General features: G+C 74.4%; 19 protein-coding genes. 7 read left to right on the top strand and 12 right to left on the bottom strand.

The window, feature by feature from the left end:
• Positions 1-163 precede the first annotated feature (163 nt).
• A complete protein-coding gene (locus ABZY57_RS08270; RefSeq protein ID WP_356509398.1) occupies positions 164-2,146 on the bottom strand; it encodes an AAA family ATPase in 1,983 nt (660 codons plus the stop codon).
• Positions 2,147-2,574: 428 nt separating this feature from the next.
• Between ABZY57_RS08270 and ABZY57_RS08265 the strand changes: the two genes are divergently transcribed.
• Positions 2,575-2,769 carry a hypothetical protein gene (locus tag ABZY57_RS08265; RefSeq protein WP_356509389.1) on the top strand — a complete coding sequence of 65 codons (195 nt, stop codon included), beginning with the start codon at positions 2,575-2,577 and terminating at the stop codon, positions 2,767-2,769.
• Positions 2,770-2,930: 161 nt separating this feature from the next.
• A complete protein-coding gene (locus ABZY57_RS08260; protein ID WP_356509387.1) occupies positions 2,931-3,908 on the top strand; it encodes a glycosyltransferase family 87 protein in 978 nt (325 codons plus the stop codon).
• Here the strand turns inward: ABZY57_RS08260 and ABZY57_RS08255 are convergent.
• The 3 genes from ABZY57_RS08255 to ABZY57_RS08245 form a co-directional block, all read right to left on the bottom strand.
• Complete coding sequence (locus tag ABZY57_RS08255; RefSeq protein WP_356509385.1) at positions 3,866-5,509, bottom strand: DNA repair helicase XPB; 1,644 nt, start codon at positions 5,507-5,509, stop codon at positions 3,866-3,868. The two genes, ABZY57_RS08260 and ABZY57_RS08255, sit on opposite strands and share 43 nt — an antisense overlap.
• 177 nt (positions 5,510-5,686) lie before the next feature.
• Positions 5,687-6,370 (bottom strand): HAD-IA family hydrolase, encoded by a 684-nt coding sequence (locus tag ABZY57_RS08250; RefSeq protein ID WP_356509383.1) that lies wholly within the window; start codon positions 6,368-6,370, stop codon positions 5,687-5,689.
• Between the two features lie 7 nt (positions 6,371-6,377).
• Positions 6,378-6,986 carry a TetR/AcrR family transcriptional regulator gene (locus ABZY57_RS08245; protein ID WP_356509381.1) on the bottom strand — a complete coding sequence of 203 codons (609 nt, stop codon included), beginning with the start codon at positions 6,984-6,986 and terminating at the stop codon, positions 6,378-6,380.
• Between the two features lie 84 nt (positions 6,987-7,070).
• Between ABZY57_RS08245 and ABZY57_RS08240 the strand changes: the two genes are divergently transcribed.
• Both ABZY57_RS08240 and ABZY57_RS08235 read left to right on the top strand, forming a co-directional pair.
• Positions 7,071-7,745: a peroxiredoxin-like family protein gene (locus ABZY57_RS08240; RefSeq protein ID WP_356509379.1), complete on the top strand. Its 675-nt coding sequence runs from the start codon at positions 7,071-7,073 to the stop codon at positions 7,743-7,745.
• Between the two features lie 9 nt (positions 7,746-7,754).
• The gene (locus ABZY57_RS08235) at positions 7,755-8,237 is read left to right on the top strand and encodes an N-acetyltransferase (RefSeq protein ID WP_356509377.1); all 483 of its coding nucleotides are present in this window, start codon (positions 7,755-7,757) and stop codon (positions 8,235-8,237) included.
• Positions 8,238-8,307: 70 nt separating this feature from the next.
• On the opposite strand, the gene ABZY57_RS08230 is transcribed toward ABZY57_RS08235, so the two are convergent.
• The 3 genes from ABZY57_RS08230 to ABZY57_RS08220 form a co-directional block, all read right to left on the bottom strand.
• Positions 8,308-9,579: a hypothetical protein gene (locus ABZY57_RS08230; protein WP_356509375.1), complete on the bottom strand. Its 1,272-nt coding sequence runs from the start codon at positions 9,577-9,579 to the stop codon at positions 8,308-8,310.
• A gap of 274 nt (positions 9,580-9,853) precedes the next feature.
• On the bottom strand, positions 9,854-10,459 hold the full coding sequence (locus tag ABZY57_RS08225; RefSeq protein ID WP_356509373.1) for a DUF4291 domain-containing protein: 606 nt from the start codon (positions 10,457-10,459) through the stop codon (positions 9,854-9,856).
• A 159-nt stretch (positions 10,460-10,618) separates the two neighbouring features.
• Positions 10,619-13,114 (bottom strand): helicase C-terminal domain-containing protein, encoded by a 2,496-nt coding sequence (locus ABZY57_RS08220; protein WP_356509371.1) that lies wholly within the window; start codon positions 13,112-13,114, stop codon positions 10,619-10,621.
• 86 nt (positions 13,115-13,200) lie between these two features.
• On the opposite strand from ABZY57_RS08220, the gene ABZY57_RS08215 reads away from it, so the two are divergent.
• Together ABZY57_RS08215 and ABZY57_RS08210 are read left to right on the top strand one after the other, a co-directional pair.
• Entirely contained in the window at positions 13,201-14,175 is a 975-nt protein-coding gene (locus ABZY57_RS08215; protein WP_356509369.1) for a hypothetical protein, read from the top strand.
• 125 nt (positions 14,176-14,300) lie between these two features.
• Positions 14,301-14,930 (top strand): HAD family hydrolase, encoded by a 630-nt coding sequence (locus ABZY57_RS08210; RefSeq protein WP_356509367.1) that lies wholly within the window; start codon positions 14,301-14,303, stop codon positions 14,928-14,930.
• Positions 14,931-14,954: 24 nt separating this feature from the next.
• On the opposite strand, the gene ABZY57_RS08205 is transcribed toward ABZY57_RS08210, so the two are convergent.
• Positions 14,955-15,233, bottom strand: coding sequence for a hypothetical protein (locus ABZY57_RS08205; RefSeq protein ID WP_356509365.1), 279 nt, complete (start codon positions 15,231-15,233; stop codon positions 14,955-14,957).
• Between the two features lie 143 nt (positions 15,234-15,376).
• On the opposite strand from ABZY57_RS08205, the gene ABZY57_RS08200 reads away from it, so the two are divergent.
• On the top strand, positions 15,377-15,760 hold the full coding sequence (locus tag ABZY57_RS08200) for a cold-shock protein (RefSeq protein ID WP_356509363.1): 384 nt from the start codon (positions 15,377-15,379) through the stop codon (positions 15,758-15,760).
• Positions 15,761-15,816: 56 nt separating this feature from the next.
• Here the strand turns inward: ABZY57_RS08200 and ABZY57_RS08195 are convergent, their stop codons facing one another.
• From ABZY57_RS08195 to ABZY57_RS08180, 4 genes are all read right to left on the bottom strand, one after another.
• Positions 15,817-16,686: a 1,4-dihydroxy-6-naphthoate synthase gene (locus tag ABZY57_RS08195; RefSeq protein WP_356509361.1), complete on the bottom strand. Its 870-nt coding sequence runs from the start codon at positions 16,684-16,686 to the stop codon at positions 15,817-15,819.
• Positions 16,683-17,432: a futalosine hydrolase gene (locus ABZY57_RS08190; RefSeq protein WP_356509359.1), complete on the bottom strand. Its 750-nt coding sequence runs from the start codon at positions 17,430-17,432 to the stop codon at positions 16,683-16,685. Before ABZY57_RS08190 ends, ABZY57_RS08195 begins: the two co-directional genes overlap by 4 nt.
• Positions 17,433-17,445: 13 nt before the next feature.
• A complete protein-coding gene (locus ABZY57_RS08185) occupies positions 17,446-17,931 on the bottom strand; it encodes a DUF2771 domain-containing protein (RefSeq protein WP_356509357.1) in 486 nt (161 codons plus the stop codon).
• Positions 17,932-18,137: 206 nt separating this feature from the next.
• Entirely contained in the window at positions 18,138-19,502 is a 1,365-nt protein-coding gene (locus ABZY57_RS08180; RefSeq protein WP_356509355.1) for an MFS transporter, read from the bottom strand.
• Positions 19,503-19,754 lie beyond the last annotated feature (252 nt).

The following is a 19,754-nucleotide window of genomic DNA, read 5'->3' as shown; positions in this document are numbered from 1 at the left end:
CCCCAGGGGGCCCGGGCGCAGCCCGGGGCCCCTCTTCAGCCCGTCCGGCGTTTGAGGACCGGGTTCGGGCCGGCCCGGGGAACGGTGGAAGGGCGGGTAGGGGACATGCCCCGCAGGGCCGGGGCCCCGCGGCGCACCGCGACGACCCCTCCCCCCCCGGGGGTCAGGCCAGGGCCCCGGGCAGCGGGCTCGTGTGGAGGAGGGTGAGACCGGAGACGGCTCGGGTGAGGCAGACGTAGAGGCGGCGCAGGCCCGTGCGGTCGTCGGGCTCGCCCGCCACCACGTCCGCCGGCTCGTGGAGTACGACGTAGTCGTATTCCAGACCCTTCGCGAGGGACGCCGGCACCAGCGTCAGCCGCGACTTTGCGGTCGTCTCCTCGCCGGGCGAGAGGTAGGGCAGGCCCGCCGCCAGCAATGCCTCCCCGAGCTCGGCGATCCGCGCGTCCGCCGCGATCAGTCCGATCGACCCCTCGTGCACGAGCGAGGCCCGGCAGGCCGCGATCACCGCGTCCGGGAGGGCGGAGGGGGAGTCGACCGGGGAGACGATCAGCGAGCCCGGGGTCTCACGGACCGAGGAGACGGGCGACAGGCCGGGCGAGATCTCCGGCAGCAGCCGCGAGGCGTAGGCGATCACCTCGCGCGGCACGCGGAAGCCCGCCGTCAGTTCCTCCAGCACCGCGCCCGGCTTGCCCAGATGCGCCAGCGCCTCGTCCCAACTGCGGGTCGCCCACGGGGTCGTGCCCTGCGCGAGGTCCCCGAGGACCGTCGCCGAGCCGGTCGTGCAGCGCCGGCCCACCGCCCGGTACTGCATCGGGGACAGGTCCTGCGCCTCGTCGATGACGACGTGGCCGAGGGAGTGCGTGCGCTCCACCAGGTCCGTCGCCTCGTCGATGAGGACCAGGTCCGCCGCCGACCACTTCACCGACTTCACGCTGCGCGCCGGCTTGGACCACAGGAGCAGCGACTGCTCCTGTGTCGACAGGATCCCGTCCGCGTGCTGCGCGAGGAACTCCGGGTCGGAGAGGAGGCGCAGCACCAGCTTGGCCGGCTCCACCAGTGGCCACACCGCCTTGACCACCGCCTTCACGGCGGGATTGCGCGCCACCGCGTCCTGGACCCGGTCGTCGGGCGCCTCGCCCGCCTGCTCCATGCGTACGAGGACCGCGTGCGCGATCCGCTGCGGGAGGGCGTCGCGGGCGGCTCCGTAGCGGATGTCGCGGTTCTGGAGCTCGGCGACGATCTCGGCGATCTCGTACGCGGGCACCCGCCAGCGGCGCGATCCGCGGACCACCATCAGCGGTTCGACCGGCTCCGACACGTGGGAGTGGACCGCGCGGCGCAGTACCTCCGCCATCCGGGCATCGCCCTTGACCACGGCGGTCGCGGCGGCGTCCGTGGCGCGTACCTCCAGGTCCGCGCGGGCGACCAGATCGTCGACCGTGGCCTGCTTCACCTCCAGCTCGCCGAGGGCGGGCAGGACCTGCTCGATGTAGTGCAGGAAGGAACGGTTCGGCCCGATGACCAGGGTGCCGGTACGGGCGAGGCGGTCGCGGTGCGCGTAGAGGAGGTACGCGACACGGTGCAGGCCGACGGCCGTCTTGCCGGTGCCGGGACCGCCCTGCACGCAGACCGAGCCCGACAGGCCGGAGCGGACGATCTCGTCCTGCTCCGGCTGGATCGTCGCCACGATGTCCCGCATCGGGCCGACGCGCGGACGCTCGATCTCCTGCTGGAGCAGCTTGCTGACGGCCGCCGCCTCGGCGGGGTCGGAGAGGTGCTCGTCCTCGTACGCGGTCAGCTCGCCGCCCGTGTAACCGAAGCGGCGGCGCAGCCCGATGTCCTGCGGGTCGTTCTTCGAGGCCCGGTAGAAGGGCTGGGAGACCGGCGCACGCCAGTCGATCACCATGGGATCGCCGCCGGCGTCGTGGACGTGGCGGCGGCCGATGTAGAACTGCTCGCCCTCCGCGCCCTCGGCGAGCTCCGCGCCGGGCGCGTGCAGGTAGTTGAGGCGGCCGAAGAAGAGCGGGGTGTGGGCGAGGTCGGCGAGGGCCTTGATCCGGTCGTCGATCTGGGCCTGGAGGACGATCGCGTTGACCCAGTTCGCGGTGACGTCGCGGATGTCGAGGTTCTCGACGTCCTCGCGCATCGCGCGGAGCGCGGACCGGGAGGCGGCGAGGTGGGCCCGCTCGCGGCCCAGGGGGTCGGCTGCTGATGCGGCATCGGGGTCGGTGACGTGGGCGTGCGCGGGCACGGAACTGCCTCCATCTGCTGAGGACCTGCGTGGTGCGGGCGGACGGGCCCGCCGGTTTCCGAGCGGCGGGCGGCGCTCCCGGTGACGCGGCGGGAGGCGGCAAGAGCGGAGATTCTAGCCATGACGAAGGCGCTGCGCGAACGGATATGGGGGGGGCCGAAAGTCCTTCGGGGCGGTGACCCCGTACGGGGGTCGTCCGGTCCGTGTCCTCCTTCGGACAGACCCCGTAGGGGGCGGCATGGGCCGGGAGGAGGAGGCCGGGGACCTGGAGGTTCAGTCCTCAGGGCGATGTGACGACCGGGTCGAAAACGGACCATGGATACATGAGCACCGCAACCTGCACCCCGGTCCAGGGTCGCCGCCCTCGCGGCGCCACCGCTATTTCCGACTCCCGCCCCCGCCACGGCGTCGGCAGCGTCCTGCGCGCGGCCAAGGTCTTCGCGGCGACCGCCGTGAGCGTGGTCGTCCTCGGTGAGTACGCCGAGAACGCAGAGGACGCGGGCGTCATACGCCACTGAGGCCCGGCGGCGAGCCGAGGCCGACCGGGCGGCCGAACCGGCCCCGATCGGGTGCCGGAGACGGCGCCGTAGGCGTCGTGCCGCCTCGCCGCTGCCGCCTCTGCGCGTCGGCCGGACACCTCCGCGCGGGTCCCGGGGCGCTGATCCACTAGGGTCGCGCCGTGACCCGGAGTTCCGAGCCCAGACGCTCTCCGTCGCCCCGCGCCGGTGTGCTGTTCGCGGGCCTGCTGCTCGTGCTCGGCGTGCTCTGCGTCGCCCTGCGCATCCCGGTGGCCGATGCCCTGGCCCCCGGTCTCTCCGCCGCCGAGTGGAGCCCGCCCGCCGCGTATCCGCCCTTCGCGGCCATCCTCTTCGCCCCGGCCGCCTGGCTGCCGACCGGCGTACTGAAGGCCGTCCTGGTGGGGGGCAGCGCCGGGCTGTTCGCCCTGCTGATCCTGCTGTCGTGCCGGCTGACGGGACTGCGGGCCCGGCCGGGCCCCGTGCTGGCCGCCACCGTCGCCGGGGTGTGGCTGGAGCCGCTGTTCCAGACCCCCCTGTCCGGCCAGATCGCCCTGGCCCTGGCCTGCCCCGTCCTGTGGGACCTGCGCCGGCCGCGCGGCGCACTCGGCAAGGGCTTCGCGCTGGGCACGGCCGCCGGGATCACCCTGACCCCGGCGCTGCTGATCCCGTACCTCCTGCTGACCGGCCAGGTCAGGGCCGGCCTGACCGCACTGGGCGCCTTCGTGGGCTGCGGTCTGCTCGGGCTCCTGGTCCTCCCGGGTGCCTCCGCCGACTTCTGGTCCCGGCACCCGCCCACGGGCGGCCGCTCGCTCCTGCTGGACTGGCCCCACCTGTGGGTCTGGACCGTCCCCCTGCTGACGGCCCTGCTCGCCGCCGCCCTGCGCCGGCACGCGCGCCTGCGCCTGCGGCGGCCGGCCGGCCGGGCGCACGTCGAGCAGGAACACGCCGACCAGGAACACGCCGACCAGGAGCACGCCGACCGGGCGCACGCCGACCCGGCGCACGCCGACCGGGAGCACGTCGACCGGGAGCCGGCCGCCGGGGAGTTGGCCGTCCGGGAGCCGGGCGTCGCGGAGGACGTCCCGGCATCCCGGGATCAGCCGCCGGCCAGCAGCTCGTCGGCGTCCATGATCCGGTAGGCGTAGCCCTGTTCGGCCAGGAAGCGCTGGCGGTGCGCGGCGAAGTCCTGGTCGATGGTGTCGCGCGCGACGACCGAGTAGAAGCGCGCCTCGTGGCCGTCCGCCTTCGGGCGCAGCACCCGGCCGAGCCGCTGGGCCTCCTCCTGGCGGGAGCCGAAGGTGCCGGACACCTGGATGGCGACCGTGGCCTCGGGCAGGTCGATGGAGAAGTTCGCGACCTTGGAGACGACCAGCACGCTGATCTCGCCCTCGCGGAAGGCGTTGAAGAGCTTCTCGCGCTGCGCGTTGGAGGTCTCGCCCTTGATGACGGGCGCGTCGAGGTGCTCGCCGAGCTCGTCGAGCTGGTCGATGTACTGCCCGATGACCAGCGTCTGCTCGCCCGCGTGCTTGGCGACCAGCGCCTCGGTGACCTTCCGCTTGGTGGCGGTGGTCGCGCAGAAGCGGTACTTCTCCTCCGTCTCGGCGGTCGCGTAGGCGAGGCGCTCCGACTCGGTCAGATTGACCCGGACCTCGACGCAGTCGGCCGGTGCGATGTAGCCCTGCGCCTCGATCTCCTTCCACGGGGCGTCGAACCGCTTGGGCCCGATCAGCGAGAACACGTCCGACTCGCGGCCGTCCTCGCGCACCAGCGTCGCCGTCAGTCCGAGCCGCCGCCGTGCCTGCAGGTCCGCGGTGAACTTGAACACCGGAGCCGGCAGCAGGTGCACCTCGTCGTAGAGGATCAGGCCCCAGTCCCGGGAGTCGAAGAGCTCCAGGTGCGGGTAGATGCCCTTCCGCTTCGTCGTCAGGACCTGGTACGTGGCGATCGTGACGGGCCGGATCTCCTTGCGCGTACCGGAGTACTCGCCGATCTCCTCCTCCGTCAGCGAGGTCCGCTTGATCAGCTCGTGCTTCCACTGGCGGGCGGAGACGGTGTTCGTGACCAGGATCAGCGTGGTCGCCTTGGCCTTCGCCATCGCACCGGCGCCGACCAGCGTCTTGCCGGCGCCGCAGGGCAGCACGACCACGCCGGATCCGCCGTGCCAGAAGCCCTCGACGGCCTGCTGCTGGTAGGGGCGCAGCGCCCAGCCCGTCTCGTCCAGGTCGATCGGGTGCGCTTCGCCGTCCACGTACCCGGCGAGGTCCTCGGCCGGCCAGCCCAGCTTGAGCAGGGTCTGCTTGATCTGCCCGCGCTCGGAGGGGTGCACGGCGACGGTGTCGGCGTCGAGGCGCGCGCCGACCAGCGGGGCGATCCGCTTCGACCGCAGGATCTCCTCCAGCACCGGCCGGTCGGTGCTGGTCAGGACCAGCCCGTGGACGGGGTGCTTGGAGAGGGTGAGCCGGCCGTACCGGGCCATGGTCTCGGCGACGTCGACGAGCAGCGCGTGCGGGACGGGGTAGCGGGAGAACTCCACCAGCGCGTCCACGACCTGCTCGGCGTCGTGCCCGGCGGCCCGCGCGTTCCACAGCCCGAGCGGCGTGATCCGGTACGTGTGGATGTGCTCGGGAGCACGCTCCAGCTCGGCGAAGGGCGCGATGGCGCGCCGCGCGGCCGCGGAGAGCTCGTGGTCGATCTCTAGGAGGAGCGTCTTGTCGCTCTGGACGATGAGGGGCCCGTTCACGCGCGTCCCTTTCCTGCGGGGGAGGACCGCCCGGACGCGGGCGGCCAAACCTCCAGTCTGCCGCATCGCTCCGCGGGTGGGGTGGTTCTGGGGTGTACGGGGCTTCGGGGCGGGGCCCCGTCGGCCCGGGGCGGTCGGGTGCGGCGCCGTTGCCGGGGCCGGCCCCGGACCCGCGCCTCAGACGCCGGCGGGGCCGGATGCGCCGGTGGTGAAGGCGAGGATCTCGCGGGTGGCCTCGCGCAGGGTCGGGAAGTGGCGGTGGGCGCCGTTCGGCGGAGTCGGGCTGTTGACGGACCAGACCGTCATGCCGGCGCGGAGCCCCGACCGGACGCCCGAGGGGGCGTCCTCGATGACCAGGCAGTGGGCGGGGTCGGCGCCGAGGAGGGCCGCGCCCCGCAGGTACGGGACCGGAGAGGGCTTGCCCTCCGTCACGGAGGCGGCGTCCACGAGGACCGGCGGGACGGGCAGGCCGGTGCGGTCGAAGCGGCCGCGCACCCGGTGCTCGTAGTTGGAGGTGACCAGCCCCCAGCTCCCCGGGGGCAGGGCGGACAGCAGCTCGGCCGCGCCGTCGAAGGCGGAGTAGGTGCCGGAGCGGACGTCCTCGTCCTCCAGCTCGTGCAGCGCGGCCAGGCACGCGTGCGGGTCCAGGTCCGGGGCGACGGCGGCGAAGGTTTCCATCGGGCGGGTCCGCAGGGCCACGGCGTGGACCGCGTCCGGGTCCAGCCCGTGGCGGGCGGCCCAGGTCGCCCAGACCCGGCGCTGGTTGGCGACGGCGTCGACGAGGGTGCCGTCGACGTCGAACAGGACGTACCGGGCGGGAGGGGCGGTGGCTGTGGTGGCCGGAGTGGCTGCGGTGGTCACCGGCGGATCATGCCAGGCCGCGCAGGAGCAGCTTCAGGCCGCCCTCGAACTCCCGGTCCGGGGTGACCGAGCGGGCGTCGCGGGCGGTGGCCGTCATGTACGGGAACTCCTGCGCGGGGAGGTCGGCGATGGCGGTGGTACCCGGTCCGGCCAGCGGCCCGAGGTGTTCCAACTGCGTGGCGCCGATGACGTACGCGACGAGCGCCCGCAGGGCGATGACCCGCTCCTCGGCCTCGATGCCGGCCTCGGTGAGGACCCCGAGCACCGTTTCGGACCAGCGCAGCCCGCTGGCCGAGCGGTGCCGGTGCGTCAGCGAGAGCGGCAGCGCGGCCGGGTGGGCGCTCATGGTGTCGCGCAGGCGGCGGGCCAGGACCGTGATCCGGCCGGTCCAGGGGCCCGGGGGCGGCGGGGTCGTGTCGACGCCGCTGAGGACGAGTTCGACGACGAGCGCTTCGAGTTCCTCGCGGCCCGGGACGTAGCGGTACAGGGCCATGGGGCTGATGCCGAGCTCGGTGGCGACGGCGCGCATGGAGAGGCCGGGGAGCCCGTCGCGGTCGATGACGGCGAGGGCGGCGGCGGCCAGTTGGTCCGGGGTGTGCGAGCGGGGGCGCGGCATGACGGTTGACAGCGTACGGCATACGCCTACGCTGGGGATGTAGGCGTACGGCATACGCCTACGCCTGTCGAGGGAGGGTTTCCCATGCTCGAACCCGGTTCCGTGGTACCCGCACGCCTGCTCACTCCCGTCGTCCCTGTCACGCCCGTCAGCCCCGTCAGCCCCGTCGCGTCCGCAGAGGCTGTCGCTTCCGCGGCGGCGCTCGCGCCAGGGGACGCGGCCGTCCCCGTCCCCGATCCGGAGCGGCTCGTCCATCTGCAGTTCCGGCGCTTCGCCGGTTGCCCCGTCTGCCACCTCCACCTGCGGTCCGTCGTCCGGCGTCACGCGGAGATCGAGGCGGCCGGGATCCGCGAGGTCGTGCTCTTCCACTCCTCCGCGGAGGAACTCCGCCCGCACGTCGCCGACTTCCCCTTCGCCGTGATCGCCGATCCGCGGCAGCGGCTGTACCGGGATTTCGGCGTCGAGTCCTCCCCGCGCTCCCTGCTGGACCCGCGCGCCTGGGGCCCGGTGCTGTGGGCGATCGCCCGGTCGGCCGTCGAGGTGGTGCGCGGCCGGGAGCGGCTGCCCGCCCCGCGGCAGCCGAACGGGCGGCTCGGACTGCCCGCGGACCTGCTGATCGGGCAGGACGGCAGGGTGCTGGCCGCCAAGTACGGGGAGCACGTCTACGACCAGTGGTCCGTGGACGAGCTGCTGCGACTGGCGGCGCTGGCGGATCCGGCGGCCCGATATTCCGTGGGTGCCGCGGGGCCGCCTGCGTAGGGTCTGCGCATGAGCAGCGATCAGCAGAGCTTCGTACCGCCGGCGGACGTGTTCGAGGTGCCCGTCCGGCTCGTCGGGGAGGGCTTCCGGCTGGAGCCCCTCGGGCCCGAGCACAACGAGGGCGACCTCGCCGCCTGGAGCGGAAGCATCGCGCACGTGCGCGCGACGCCCGGCTTCCTGGGGGACTGGCCCCCGCTGGAGGGCATGAGCCCCGAGGCGAACCTCGCCGACCTGGTGCGCCACGCAGGGGACTTCGCGGAGCGGCGCGGGTTCACGTACAGCCTGCTGGAGGGGGAGCGCGAGGGCGAGGGCGAGGTCGTCGGGTGTCTGTACATCTATCCCGCGAAGGCGGATCCGGGGCGCGTGCACGTCAGTTCCTGGGTGCGCGGGGACCGGATCGCGCTCGACAAGGCCGTGTACGACACCGTCACGCGCTGGCTCGTGGAGGTCTGGCCGTTCGACGCGGAGCGCATCGACTACGCGCCGAGGTGAGCAAGCCCGAAGGGGCCCGGCCCACGCGGTGCGCGGGGGCCGGGCCCCTTCGGGTGGCGGTACGGGGTGACTAGCCGCGGACGGCGCGCCGGCGGTGGGCGAACCAGGCGGCCGTGCCGCCGAGGCCGATGAGGGCGGTGGCCAGGCCGGAGTACAGGCCCGCGTTCGAGTCCGAGCCGGTGGTGGCGAGCGAGCCCGTCGGCGCGGGGGTGTTCCCCGTGGCCGGGGTCGTCGTGGCCGCCGGAGCGGTGGTCGCGGGGCGGGTCGGCGCCGGGCTGGTGGGCGCGGGCGCCGTCGGCGCCGGCGAGGTGGGCGCCGGGGAAGTGGGCGGGGTGGTGGTCTTCGGGCCGAGCGTGAACTGCTGGTCGGCGGAGAGGAAGGGGTAGGTGTTGCCCTCGGCCAGGCCGACGGAGGCGGTCACCTTGGCCGGCGTGAGCTTCTTGAGCTGCGCCTTCGGACCGAGCTTCAGCTCCAGACGCACGACGTGGTCGCCGGAGGCGGCGCCGAAGCCCTTGGCGATGACCGGCAGGTTGAAGTTGCCGGTCTCGCCCTTCAGCTCCTTCCAGGTGCCGTCGACCTTGACGCGCGCCCGGAGGTCGGCTGCGGCCAGATCGTCCATGGCCACCTCGATCCAGGTGCCGAGCCCGGAGGAGAACGCGCCGTCACCGGTGACCCGGTAGCGCAGGTCCATCTCCCGGCAGTCGGGGGACTCGCCGTCCGCGCAGGGGGTCGCCTTGCCGAACGAGGTCTCCAGGGCACCGGGCTTGCCCGCCGGGCTCGCCTTGAAGGTGAGGGAGCCCATGCCCCCGTCCGCGATCTCGTTCTGGATGCTCGCCGCCCGCAGGGTGAAGTCGCCGTTGACGGTCGGGTAGCTCGTGCCGAGGCCGATGGTGACCTTCCAGACCAGCTTGCCGCCGGCCGGGACCTCGAAGCCCTCCGAGGAGTTGGTGTCCGCCGGGTAGAACATGCCCTGCCATCCGCTGTCCTGCTGCCCGATCGAGAAGGAGGTCGCCGGGGCGCTCACCGGCTCGACCTTGTAGACCACGTCGGCCTGCTGGAGCGGGCTGGCGCCGGTGGGGTCGAGGAGCATCCACGGGTGGTAGGAGGAGGACTTGGCCGTCGTGTTGGTCACCGTCAGGTCGAAGGTGGACGTCGCACCGCCGCGGGTCAGCGGTCCGCTCGGGACCGGCGCGCTCATCGTGGTCTTCAGCGCCTTGGGGTTGCCCTCGTCGGCGGAGGCCGACAGCGGCATCAGGAAGGTGCCCGCCACGGCGGCGGCGACGACGGCGGCCGAGCCGGTGCGAAGGGTGGCGGAGCGGAAGGCGGCGGAGCGAGCGGACATGGTGGATTCCCCCCAGAATCATGAAGAAGACATGGCAGTGGCGGCCGAGAGGCCGAGAGGCAGAGCAGAGGTAGGACGGAGAAAGAGAGGCCGAGCGAGGTGGCCGGCTGCTGAAGGCCGGTCCGTCTGTGCCTGGTTCTCGCCGGCGGTCCGGTTGCTTCCCCCCGGTCGCTCCTGCGATGAGCTGATCCTCACACAGATCGCATCCCCAATCCGTCGCCGGAATGTCACCGGCGCGCAACAGTAAAAAAGCCCCCGCAGCCTGTTTTCCCAGCTAGGCGCCCACGTGCTCCAGCGGCCCCGCCGGATAGGGCGTCTCCACCGGGAGCAGGGCCCGCGCGGCCTCCGGGTCGCCGGAACGGAGCAGGCCGTGGACCTCCCGGGCCAGCGGGGTCACATCGCGGATGGAGACCGTCCACTCGTCGGCGTAGGCACGTGACGCCGTCCCGGACAGGCCCAGTTGGAGCGAGCGGTACGGCAGCGGGTTCAGGTGCAGGTCCCGCTCCGGGTCCCACTGGACGCGGGCGGGGGCGGTGCGCAGCGCCTGCTTCCACGCCGCGTGGTCGGCGTGCACCTCGGGCACGTAGTGGGACAGGCAGGCGTCGGCCAGGGCCCGGTCGAAGCCGGCGCGGGTGATCTCGACGGCCAGGACCGTCTCCTGGTCGGTCTTGGTGGCGTAGCCGCAGCGGTACATCATCCACAGGAACGACGGCTTGACCCAGGTCATCCGCTCGCGCTTCCACTCGGGCGGGAAACGGCCGTCGCGGGCGGCCGGCACCCCGATCCGGGGGTGGTACGCCTGGTACACGGTGAGGGTGTCGGCGGTGTGCGAGGCGCGGATCTGATGGCGGGGGACCTGGACGGTGGTTGCGTCGGACATGGCCCCAGGGTGCGGGCCCGGGCCCGCACGGGGCCAGAGGTTTTCTCCCGGCTCCGCGCCCCCCGGTCCGTGGACCCCGCCCCGGCCCCCGGCCCCCGCGCCCCCCGGTCCGTGGACCCCGGCCGCCCCGGTCCCGGCGCCCGCGTCCCTTCCCCCCGACTACACCTGGTCCTCCGCCAGTTCCGCGACGCCTGTGATCCGGTGCAGCGCGAAGGTCCGTACCTCGTCCGCCGTGTGGTCGTAGCCCGTGACGAATCCGCCCTCCACCCGTACCGGGGCGATGACGCGCTGGCTCGCCGCGCCGTCGGCGTTGACGTAGCCGATCCACACCGCCGACCCGGTGAGCGCGGCCGCCTGCACGGTCGCCAGGGTCTCCGCCGCGCTCGTGCGCGGGAGTTCGCCCGGGGCGCCGGAGCCGCCCGTCCCGGAGCCGGAGGTCCCCGCCGGCTCCTTGCGGACCGCGGTCGCGGCCAGGTCGCCCGCCCGGATCGCCCGTACGGCCGCCCCCAGCAGCGTCGTGTCCGGGACCGGCGGCCCGTCGGGGACCGGTACGGGCAGGGCGCGGGCCGGGGTGCGGTGGGCGTCGGCACGGGAGACCAGGACGTCTCCCGTACGGGACTCCGCGGCCGGGGCGTACCCCATGGCCCGCAACCCGTCGAGCAGCGCGGCCGGTTCGGCCTGCGCGGCCAGTACGGTCGGGGCGAGGCGGCGCAGCCCGAGGCCCGCGGACCGCTTGTCGGCGAGGATCTCGTTCAGCATGCCGTCGTCGTCGCAGCGTACGTACGAGGAGGCCGCGCCGACCCGGAGGTGCCCGTGCCGCCGGGCCACGTCGTCGATGAGGTACGACAGCGGCTGCGGCACCGGGGTCCGGCTGTGCTCGGTGAGGAAGGACTGCAGGTCGACGGCGGTGTGGCCGGCGTCCAGGGCGCGGCGTACCGACCCGGGCGTGAAGCGGTACACGGTGGCCCCGCCCTTGGACTCCACCTCCGCGAGCACGGCCAGCACCTCGGCGAGCGCCCGCCGCAGCGGCCCCGGGGCCACCGCCGTCAGGTCGGCCTGGAGCAGTACGTGGTCCACGGGCTCGGGCAGCAGCGGCGCGAGCAGCGGCGCCGGGTCGCGGCCCTCCAGCAGGGCCCGGCCGGGCGCGGAGAGCGCGCCCCGGCCGGTGACCCCGAGGACCTCCGCCTCGGTCAGCGTCCAGCGGGCGAGGCGGGCGCGCAGTTCGCTCGTACCGCGGACCGGCCGCTCCCACGCGAGGCGGGCGAGAAGCACGGCCGGGTCCGGGGAGCCGCCCTCGGGGAGGTCGGCGAGCAGGCCGAGGACGCGGCGCCGGACCTCGGGCGCCCCGGAGCGGTCCAGTTCTGCGCCCAGCGCCGACAGGGTGCGGCCCTTCGCGTCCTGTTCGCCGACCAGGCCCGGGGTCCGGGTGGCGGTCAGCCAGGCCGCCGCCAGCGCCGACCAGCGCTCGGCGGGAGGCAGTTCGAGCCACACGTCGAAGGCGGGGGTCGGTGCGTACCGCTCGTCGGCCTCGCCGTCGCTGGCCAGCAGGCCTGCCGCGTAGGACAGCTCGATCCAGAACGCCGCCGACGGCTCGTCGGTGTCCAGCGTGGCCGCGGCCCGCTTCAGGTCGCGTACGGAGAGCCCGCCCGCCCGGAGCACGGCCGGACCGGCGTGCTCCCAGGACTTCACCAGCTCCTCGACCGTCGACAGCGCGGCCAGTGCCTGGCCCGCCGCGTTCGCGTCCACAAGCTGTGGACGGTGCTCGCGGTGTGCGGGAACGGCCGGGGCCAGCGGCTCCGTCACCCGGTGCGCGAGCCCGCCGCGCAGGTACAGCGCCACCTCGCGCGGCAGCAGCACCGTGCGCGCCGAGGCCGGCAGCAGCAGGCCCCGGTCGCGCAGCCAGCGCACCGGAGGCGTCGGATGGGGCGTCACTTCCCCGTACGGCGGGCCCCATACGAGCCGGCCCAGCACCTGGTGGGCCTCCGCCGGAGCCTCGTCGAGCAGCGCCGACATCCGCTCCGGGTCGGTGAACAGGGCCGTCAGCGCGGTCACCGCCGACACCGGGTCGTGCGTCGGGGGCAGCCCGACGGCCGCCACGATCTCCTGGATCCGGGTCGGCGACATGCCGGCGGTGGCCTCGGCGACGGTCGGGCCGAGGCCGGTGGGGGAGGGGCGGGTGGCGGAGGGCGCGAGGAGCTCGCGGGCGGTGCGCACCAGGCGCAGCCGCTCGTCGTCGCCCCAGACGAGGGCCTGCTCGCGCAGGGTCGCCAGCGCCCGGGGGAGTTCGGCGCGGGCCCCGTTGTCCGCGCCGGAGGTGGTCCCGGTGTCGCCGCTGAGCAGGGACTCCAGTACCGCGTACGGGCAGGGCTCCGGACCCACCGCGAGGGCCTCGGCGGTCTGCAGGGCGAACCGGTCCAGGCGGTCCAGCGCACGCACCACCGAAGCCCGCGTCCCGGCCCGCGTGGCGAGCTGCGTCACGTCCCCGGGGACCGGGCTCAGCAGGTCCGGGCGGGCGCGCAGCAGGGCGCCGAGCCCGTCGTCGTCGCGGGCGCGCAGTGCTTCGGCGAGGGAGCGCGGAGCGCTTCCCGCGGTGCTCGGGTCAGGCACGGTCGTCGCCTCCTGGTCGCGTCGGCCGGTCAGTCGGCCGGTCCCCATCCGGTCAACGGTATCCGCTGCGCCCCCGGCCGCTCCACGGGCGCACGCGCTACCTTCGCTTCAGGTGGCACGGGAGGAGCCGGGGCGTGGGGATCGAGAGCGACCATCTGGTCTACGAATATCTGAGCCGGGTCGGGGACTTGGCGCAGCGCAGGCACCTCGCGTCGGGGGACCGGATGCGGCTGGTGGCGGGGCTGCGGGACGAGATCGACCGGCGGCGGGCCAAGTACGAACCGGAGACACCGGCGGCGGTACGGCGCATCCTGGAGAGGATCGGCACGCCGGAGGAAGTCCTGGACACCGTGTCGGCGGCGGGCGCGGCGGCGGACGCCGATGGCTCCTCCGCTCCTGCGGCTCCCTCTCCTCCTGCGGTGCCGGTGCAGCGGGGGGCCGCGCCGCCGCACCTCGCGGGGCTCGACGAGCTGGGCGCGGGCGAGAAGATGGAGCCCGACTGGTGGACGGTCGGGCCGGGGTCGACGGTCGAGGGCTTCGCGGGCGGGATCGAGATCCCGGAACTTCTGAAGGGGCCGGGGCGGGGGCCGGGGCCGGAGTCGGGCACGGACCCTGACGGGGGCTCGGGCGCGGGCCCGGGCCCGGGCTCGCAGGCGGGGGGTCCCGCCGGGGCGCCGGGTGGGCGGCCCACGCTCATGGGCTTCCTGCGCGAGCGGCGGCGCCGGGCGAAGGCGGAGGCCGCGGCCGCCACCGCCGCGCCGGTGGTTGCGCCGAGGCAGAAGCCGCACGCCTTCCTGATGCTCGCGGCGGTGGCCCTGCTCGCGGGGGCCGTCACCGGCTACTGGCTGCTGTTGGCCGCGGGCTGGCTGCTCGCGTACGCCTCGCGCGTGCTGGGGCCCGCGGAGCGCAAGTGGGTGGTCCTCGGGCTGCCCGGGGTGGTCTTCGCGGGGGCGGTGGTGTGGCTGTGGGGCCGCCTGAACGGGCGCTGGGGCGCTCCCCTGACGGACGAGGCCCTGAGCGGCAGCTTCCAGGACCTGCTGCCCTGGCTGGCGCGAGCCGCGGCGGTCTCCTCGGCGGTCTATCTTCTCTGGCGCTCCCGCCGCCGCTGACGCCTGCGGGGGAGCCTCGGGGACCGCGGGAGCGGGGGCTGACATGTCAGCACATTTCACCGTCCGGTAAGGCGGGGCTCGGTCCACGTTCCCGTCCGCAGTGCCCTGCTCGGCACAATGGGGACATGAGCCCCGAGACGCAGCTGACCGTCGGATTCGACCTCGACATGACCCTCATCGACTCCCGGCCGGGCATCAAGGCGGCCTTCGAGGCGCTTTCGGCCGAGACGGGTACGTTCATCGACACCGAGCAGACCATTTCCCGCCTCGGTCCGCCGCTGGACCAGGAGCTCGCGTACTGGTTCCCGGAGGCGGAGATCCCCGCCGTGGCCGACCGCTACCGGGAGATCTATCCCACACACGCCATCGTGCCGTCCCCGGCGATGCCCGGTGCCCGCGAGGCGGTCGAAGCGGTACGGGCCCTCGGCGGCCGCGCGATCGTCGTCACCGCCAAGCACGAACCCAACGCCCGCCTGCACCTGGACCACCTGGGCATCGAGCCCGACGCGGTCATCGGCTGGCTCTGGGCGGAGGCCAAGGCGGTCGCCCTGCGCGAGTACGAGGCCCAGGTCTACGTCGGCGACCACGTCGGCGACGTCCGCGGCGCCCGCACGGCCGGCGCGGTGTCGGTGACGGTGCCCACCGGCCCGTGCCCGGAGTCGGAGCTGCGGGCGGCGGGCGCGGACGTGGTCCTGACGGACCTCACGGAGCTGCCGGCCTGGCTCGCGGAGTACGAGCGCACCCGCAGCGCGTAACCGCGCGCCCCTCCCGTACCGGCCCTACGCCTGCGAGGCGCGGGCCGCCGTGCGCTGTGCGGCGGCCGAGCGCAGGACGCCCGCCGCGGAGATGGCGAAGCCGACGCCCATGAGCATGCACACGGCCCACGCGTACGACGGGAACGGGTCCACGTCGAGGAAGAGCGGGGCCATCGTGGCGAGCGTGGCCACGGCGCCGACGATGAAGACGATGCCGCCGGCCTTGACGAGCGAGTCGCCGGGGCGGGCGTCGTCGGCGCCCTGCTCGGGCTGAGGGGTCTCGGGCTGAGGAGTAACGGTCACCCGACCAGGGTAGTTCCCTGGCCGGAGCGGTCAGCCGCGAAGGCCCGGGAAACGTCTTGTCACCTGGAGAGGGGCAACTAGCCTGAGAGGTGCGGGTCTGCGGCCCGCTTCCCACCCGACGAACGCAAGGACAGAGGACGGACGTGCCTACCGGCAAGGTCAAGTGGTTCAACAGTGAGAAGGGCTTCGGCTTCCTCTCCCGCGACGACGGCGGCGACGTCTTCGTCCACTCGTCGGTGCTCCCCGACGGGCTGGACGCGCTCAAGCCCGGCCAGCGCGTCGAGTTCGGTGTGGTCGCAGGGCAGCGCGGTGACCAGGCGCTTTCGGTGATCGTCCTGGATCCGGCACCCTCCGTCGCGGCCGCGCAGCGGCGCAAGCCGGACGAGCTCGCGTCCATCGTGCAGGACCTCACGACCCTGCTGGAGAACGTCACGCAGCAGCTGGAGCGGGGCCGTTACCCCGAGAAGGCGCAGGGCGCGAAGATCGCCGGCATGCTGCGCGCGGTGGCCGACCAGTTGGACGTCTGAGCGGTACGGACGACCGTGCCCCGCCGCCCACCAGGGCCGCGGGGCACGCCTCTGTCCTAGGGGAAGTCCAGCGCGCCGGCCGCGATGGCCGGAACCAGACCCTCCGCGGCCGCCCGGGTCAGCAGCCCGCGCACGGCCGCGTAGCCGTCTTCGCCGAGGTCGGCCGTGAACTCGTTGACGTACAGCCCGATGTGCTGGTCGGCGACGGCCGGGTCCAGTTCCTGCGCGTGCGCCCGTACGTAGGGCCGGGACGCCTCCGGGTCCTCCCAGGCCATCCGGACGGAAGCGCGGGCCGCCTCGGCGAGCGCGTGCAGCGCGTCCGTGCCCAGGGAACGCTTGGCGATGATGGCGCCGAGCGGGATCGGCAGGCCGGTCGTGGACTCCCAGTGCTCGCCCATGTCGGCCAGGCAGTGCAGTCCGTAGTCCCGGTAGGTGAACCGGGCCTCGTGGATGACCAGTCCCGCGTCCACGCGGCCGTCGCGCACGGCGGGCATGATCTCGTGGAACGGCAGCACGACGACCTTGCCGACCCCTTCGGGCAGCAGGTCGGCCGCCCACAGCCGGAACAGCAGGTAGGCGGTGGAGCGTTCGCTCGGGACCGCGACCGTCCTGCCGGTCAGGTCCAGGCCCGGCTCCCGGGTCAGCACGAGCGGTCCGCATCCGCGGCCCAGCGCGCCGCCGCAGGGCAGGAGCGCGTACTCCTGGAGGACCCACGGCAGGACGGCGTAGGACACCTTCAGCACGTCCAGCTCGCCGCGCTCGGCCATGCCGTTGGTGAGGTCGATGTCCGCGAAGGTGACGGCGAGGGCGGGCGCGCCGGGGATCCGGCCGTGGGCCCAGGCGTCGAAGACGAAGGTGTCGTTCGGGCAGGGCGAGTACGCGATCCGCACGGGCGGTGCGACGCGGGTGCCGGCTGCGGCGTTCATGAAGGTCCTCCCCAGGAAGCGAGTACGGGTCCCAGTGCCCGGAAGCCGTCGGCCAGCGCCGTCAGCGCCTCGCCGATCCGCCAGGCGTCGCGGTCCCGGGGGCCCACGGCGTTGGAGACGGCACGGACCTCCAGCACGGGCAGCCCGTGGGCGGCGGCGGCCTCGGCGACCCCGAAGCCCTCCATGGCCTCGGCTCCGGCGAGCGGGTGCCGGGCGGCGACGGCGGTCGTACGGGCGGCGGTGCCGGTGACGGTGGAGACGGTCAGGACGGGCGCGAGCAGCGCCCCGGTCGCCTCGGCGGCGCGCGCGGCGAGCTCTGCGGGAGGCAGGTGCACGCTGCGGCCGAAGCCGAGTTCCGTGACGGTCAGGAATCCCTCCGGGGTCTCGGCGCCCAGGTCGGCGGCGACGATCGCGTCGGCGACCACGAGGGAGCCGATCGGGGCGGCGGGCGCGAACCCGCCGCCGATGCCGGCGGAGACGACGAGGCCGTAGCCGGGGGCTTCCGCGAGCGCCACGGCGGTCGCGGTACCGGCGGCCGCGGCGGCCGGGCCGACTCCGGCGACCAGCACGTCGAAGGCTCCCCGGCGGTGGATGAGGTAACCGCCGGGGAGGGTGCGCGGCTCGGGGGCGTGGACGGTGACACGGTCCGGGCCGGGGGTGTGGTCCGGATGAGGGACCGGACCGGACAGGCCTCGGACGACGGAGTCGGCCTCCGCCGTCACCGCGGTCACGATGAGCGCGCGCATGGTGGGTGCGTGACTACTTGAGCTTGACGTTGAAGGCCCAGACGGCGAGGGGCTTGCCGTCCTCGGAGACCTGGACGATGTTCAGCTTCTTGGAGGCCGGGGCCTCGCCCTGGCCGCCGGTGGCGAACAGGTCGGCGCCGGGGAAGCTGCGGTAGGTGTTGGAGGAGGGCTCGGTGATCGGCTGCCCGTCGAGGACCGCCTGCCACTTCTTGCCGTCCTCGACGACGTCCGGCTCGACACCCAGGCGCAGCGTGTCGCCGCGGCCGTAGTCGATGTTCTTGGCGTGCTTCAGGTCGCCGAAGCACTCCTGGACCTTCTCGGCCGTGAGTTCCTTGCCGTGGCTGCAGGCGGCTTCGGTGGACACCGACGAGGTGCCGACCGTCACGGTCGCCAGCGGCGTCGGCTTGTCACAGGCGGAGAGGAGGAGGAGGCCGGCGGAAACGGCTCCGAGGGCCGCGACGCTGCGGCGGGCCCTACCCGAGAAAAGCGGTGCGGTCATGAGCCGAAGGCTATCGGGCGGGTGGCGTGCCTTGCTGCACGGGGTCCTGCGGTGCGGCGCCGTGGCGCAGGCGGCCCCGGCCGTGCCGGGCCTCCCGGGGCTCCGCCCGGGCCCCGCGCCTCACACGCCGGCGGGGCGGATTCGGCTGGTGCCCGTCCCCCTTCCGTGCGGGCAGCGCCCGCAGGGGCCCCGCGCAGCGGCCCCCGCTACGCCACCCGGGGCCGCGAGGACGTGGAGTGCTGGTGGCGCGGGGACGTGAGGAAGCCGCGCAGCGCCATCGTCGTGCCCATGGCCACCATCGCCGCGGCGACGCACATGCCGAGGACGCCGTTGAGGGGGAGGGCGATGCCGATCGCGCCGCCCAGCACCCAGGCCACCTGGAGCAGGGTCTCGGAGCGGGCGAAGGCCGACGTGCGGACGGCCTCGGGCACGTCGCGCTGGATCATCGCGTCCAGCGAGAGCTTCGCGAGGGCCTGGCAGAAGCCGGCCGTCGCGCCCAGGACGGCCATGAACACCCCGCTGAAGAAGACCGCCGCGAGGACGGCCACCGCGAGGGTCAGGGACAGGACGGCGGCGATGATCGCCTCGGGAGCCCGGGCCCGGAGCCAGGCCCCGACGGCGGTCCCGCAGGCGTTGCCGACGCCCGCCGAGACGCCCACGATGCCCAGGGACACCGCCGCGCTCTGCCCGGCGAGCGGGTGCTCGCGCAGCAGGAACGCCAGGAAGAAGATCAGGAACCCGGACAGCCCGCGCATCGAGGCGTTCGCCAGCAGTCCGCACAGCACCGGCCGGCTGACCGTCCGCAGCCCGGGCCGCTTCGAGTGCGCCTCGTGGGTGGAGAGCCGGGCCCGGCGTTCGCCCTTCGCCTCGTCCACCTTGTGCGGCAGCGTGAACGCCGCGAAGGTCCCCCAGATGAAGATCGCGCACGCCCCGTAGAGCGGCCACGGTGGACCGATCGTGTGCAGGGCGGCGCCCACGGGTGCGGCGGCGCCGGTGGCGAGCAGGCCGGCCAGGGTCACCCGGGAGTTCGCCTTGACCAGGGAGAACCCCGGTGGGAGGAGTCGGGGGACCACGGCGCTGCGCACCACCCCGTAGGCCTTGGAGGCGACGAGCACCCCGAGGGCGGCCGGGTACAGCTCCAGCCCGCCCGTGGCGACCGCCCCCGACATCATCACGGCCAGCAGGGCCCGGGTGAGCATCGCGCCGGCCATCGCGGCCCGCCGCCCGTGCGGCAGCCGGTCCAGCAGCGGGCCGATCACCGGGGCCAGCAGGGTGAAGGGGGCCATCGTGATGGCGAGGTACAGGGCCACCCGGCCGCGTGCCTCGTCCGTGGGGACGGAGAAGAAGACGGTGGAGGCGAGCGCGACTGTGATCATCACATCACCGGCGCCGTTGATCGCGTGCAGCTCGATCAGTTTGCCGAGGCCCGATTCACCCGCCCCGTGGGCGTGGGTGGCCCGCCGGATCCCGCGCGCCGTACCGGTGAACGGCAGGTGCAGGGCACGCCCGACGGCCCGGCCGGCCCGCCTGGCCGGTCCCGAGCCGTCATCGGACGACCGTACGGGTGCCACGTGGCCATAGTGCCCCACTCGGCCCCCCGGGACCCTTCCCGGCGCGTCGCGGGGACCCGGCCGGGCGTCGGGCCGGCCGCGGGTGTCCGCGAATCGGACCTTGCATGTGGGCCGAAGGCTCCGGAGGAGGTAGCGTGCGTAGCGCGCCACCGGCGGCTGCTCCTGGCCGCGCGCCTCTTCGCGATCCCGCAGAATGGATCGCAGGTAGGTGCGCCCTGGAACCCGATCGGGCGCGGACGTCGACGCGGCCCC

It is taken from the genome of Streptomyces sp. NPDC006450 (genome assembly GCF_040612195.1).
Taxonomy (GTDB): domain Bacteria; phylum Actinomycetota; class Actinomycetes; order Streptomycetales; family Streptomycetaceae; genus Streptomyces.
This window is presented reverse-complemented; position numbering and strand designations above follow the sequence as displayed.

Coding starts and splice junctions, on each gene's coding strand:
- ABZY57_RS08210 (WP_356509367.1), top strand. CDS start 14,301: ATGAGCCCCGAGACGCAGCTGACCGTCGGATTCGACCTCGACATGACC.
- ABZY57_RS08270 (WP_356509398.1), bottom strand. CDS start 2,146: ATGCGCGAGGACGTCGAGAACCTCGACATCCGCGACGTCACCGCGAAC.
- ABZY57_RS08225 (WP_356509373.1), bottom strand. CDS start 10,459: ATGTCCGACGCAACCACCGTCCAGGTCCCCCGCCATCAGATCCGCGCC.
- ABZY57_RS08190 (WP_356509359.1), bottom strand. CDS start 17,432: ATGCGCGCGCTCATCGTGACCGCGGTGACGGCGGAGGCCGACTCCGTC.
- ABZY57_RS08195 (WP_356509361.1), bottom strand. CDS start 16,686: ATGAACGCCGCAGCCGGCACCCGCGTCGCACCGCCCGTGCGGATCGCG.
- ABZY57_RS08235 (WP_356509377.1), top strand. CDS start 7,755: ATGAGCAGCGATCAGCAGAGCTTCGTACCGCCGGCGGACGTGTTCGAG.
- ABZY57_RS08230 (WP_356509375.1), bottom strand. CDS start 9,579: ATGTCCGCTCGCTCCGCCGCCTTCCGCTCCGCCACCCTTCGCACCGGC.
- ABZY57_RS08240 (WP_356509379.1), top strand. CDS start 7,071: ATGCTCGAACCCGGTTCCGTGGTACCCGCACGCCTGCTCACTCCCGTC.
- ABZY57_RS08185 (WP_356509357.1), bottom strand. CDS start 17,931: ATGACCGCACCGCTTTTCTCGGGTAGGGCCCGCCGCAGCGTCGCGGCC.
- ABZY57_RS08220 (WP_356509371.1), bottom strand. CDS start 13,114: ATGGGGACCGGCCGACTGACCGGCCGACGCGACCAGGAGGCGACGACC.
- ABZY57_RS08265 (WP_356509389.1), top strand. CDS start 2,575: ATGAGCACCGCAACCTGCACCCCGGTCCAGGGTCGCCGCCCTCGCGGC.
- ABZY57_RS08245 (WP_356509381.1), bottom strand. CDS start 6,986: ATGCCGCGCCCCCGCTCGCACACCCCGGACCAACTGGCCGCCGCCGCC.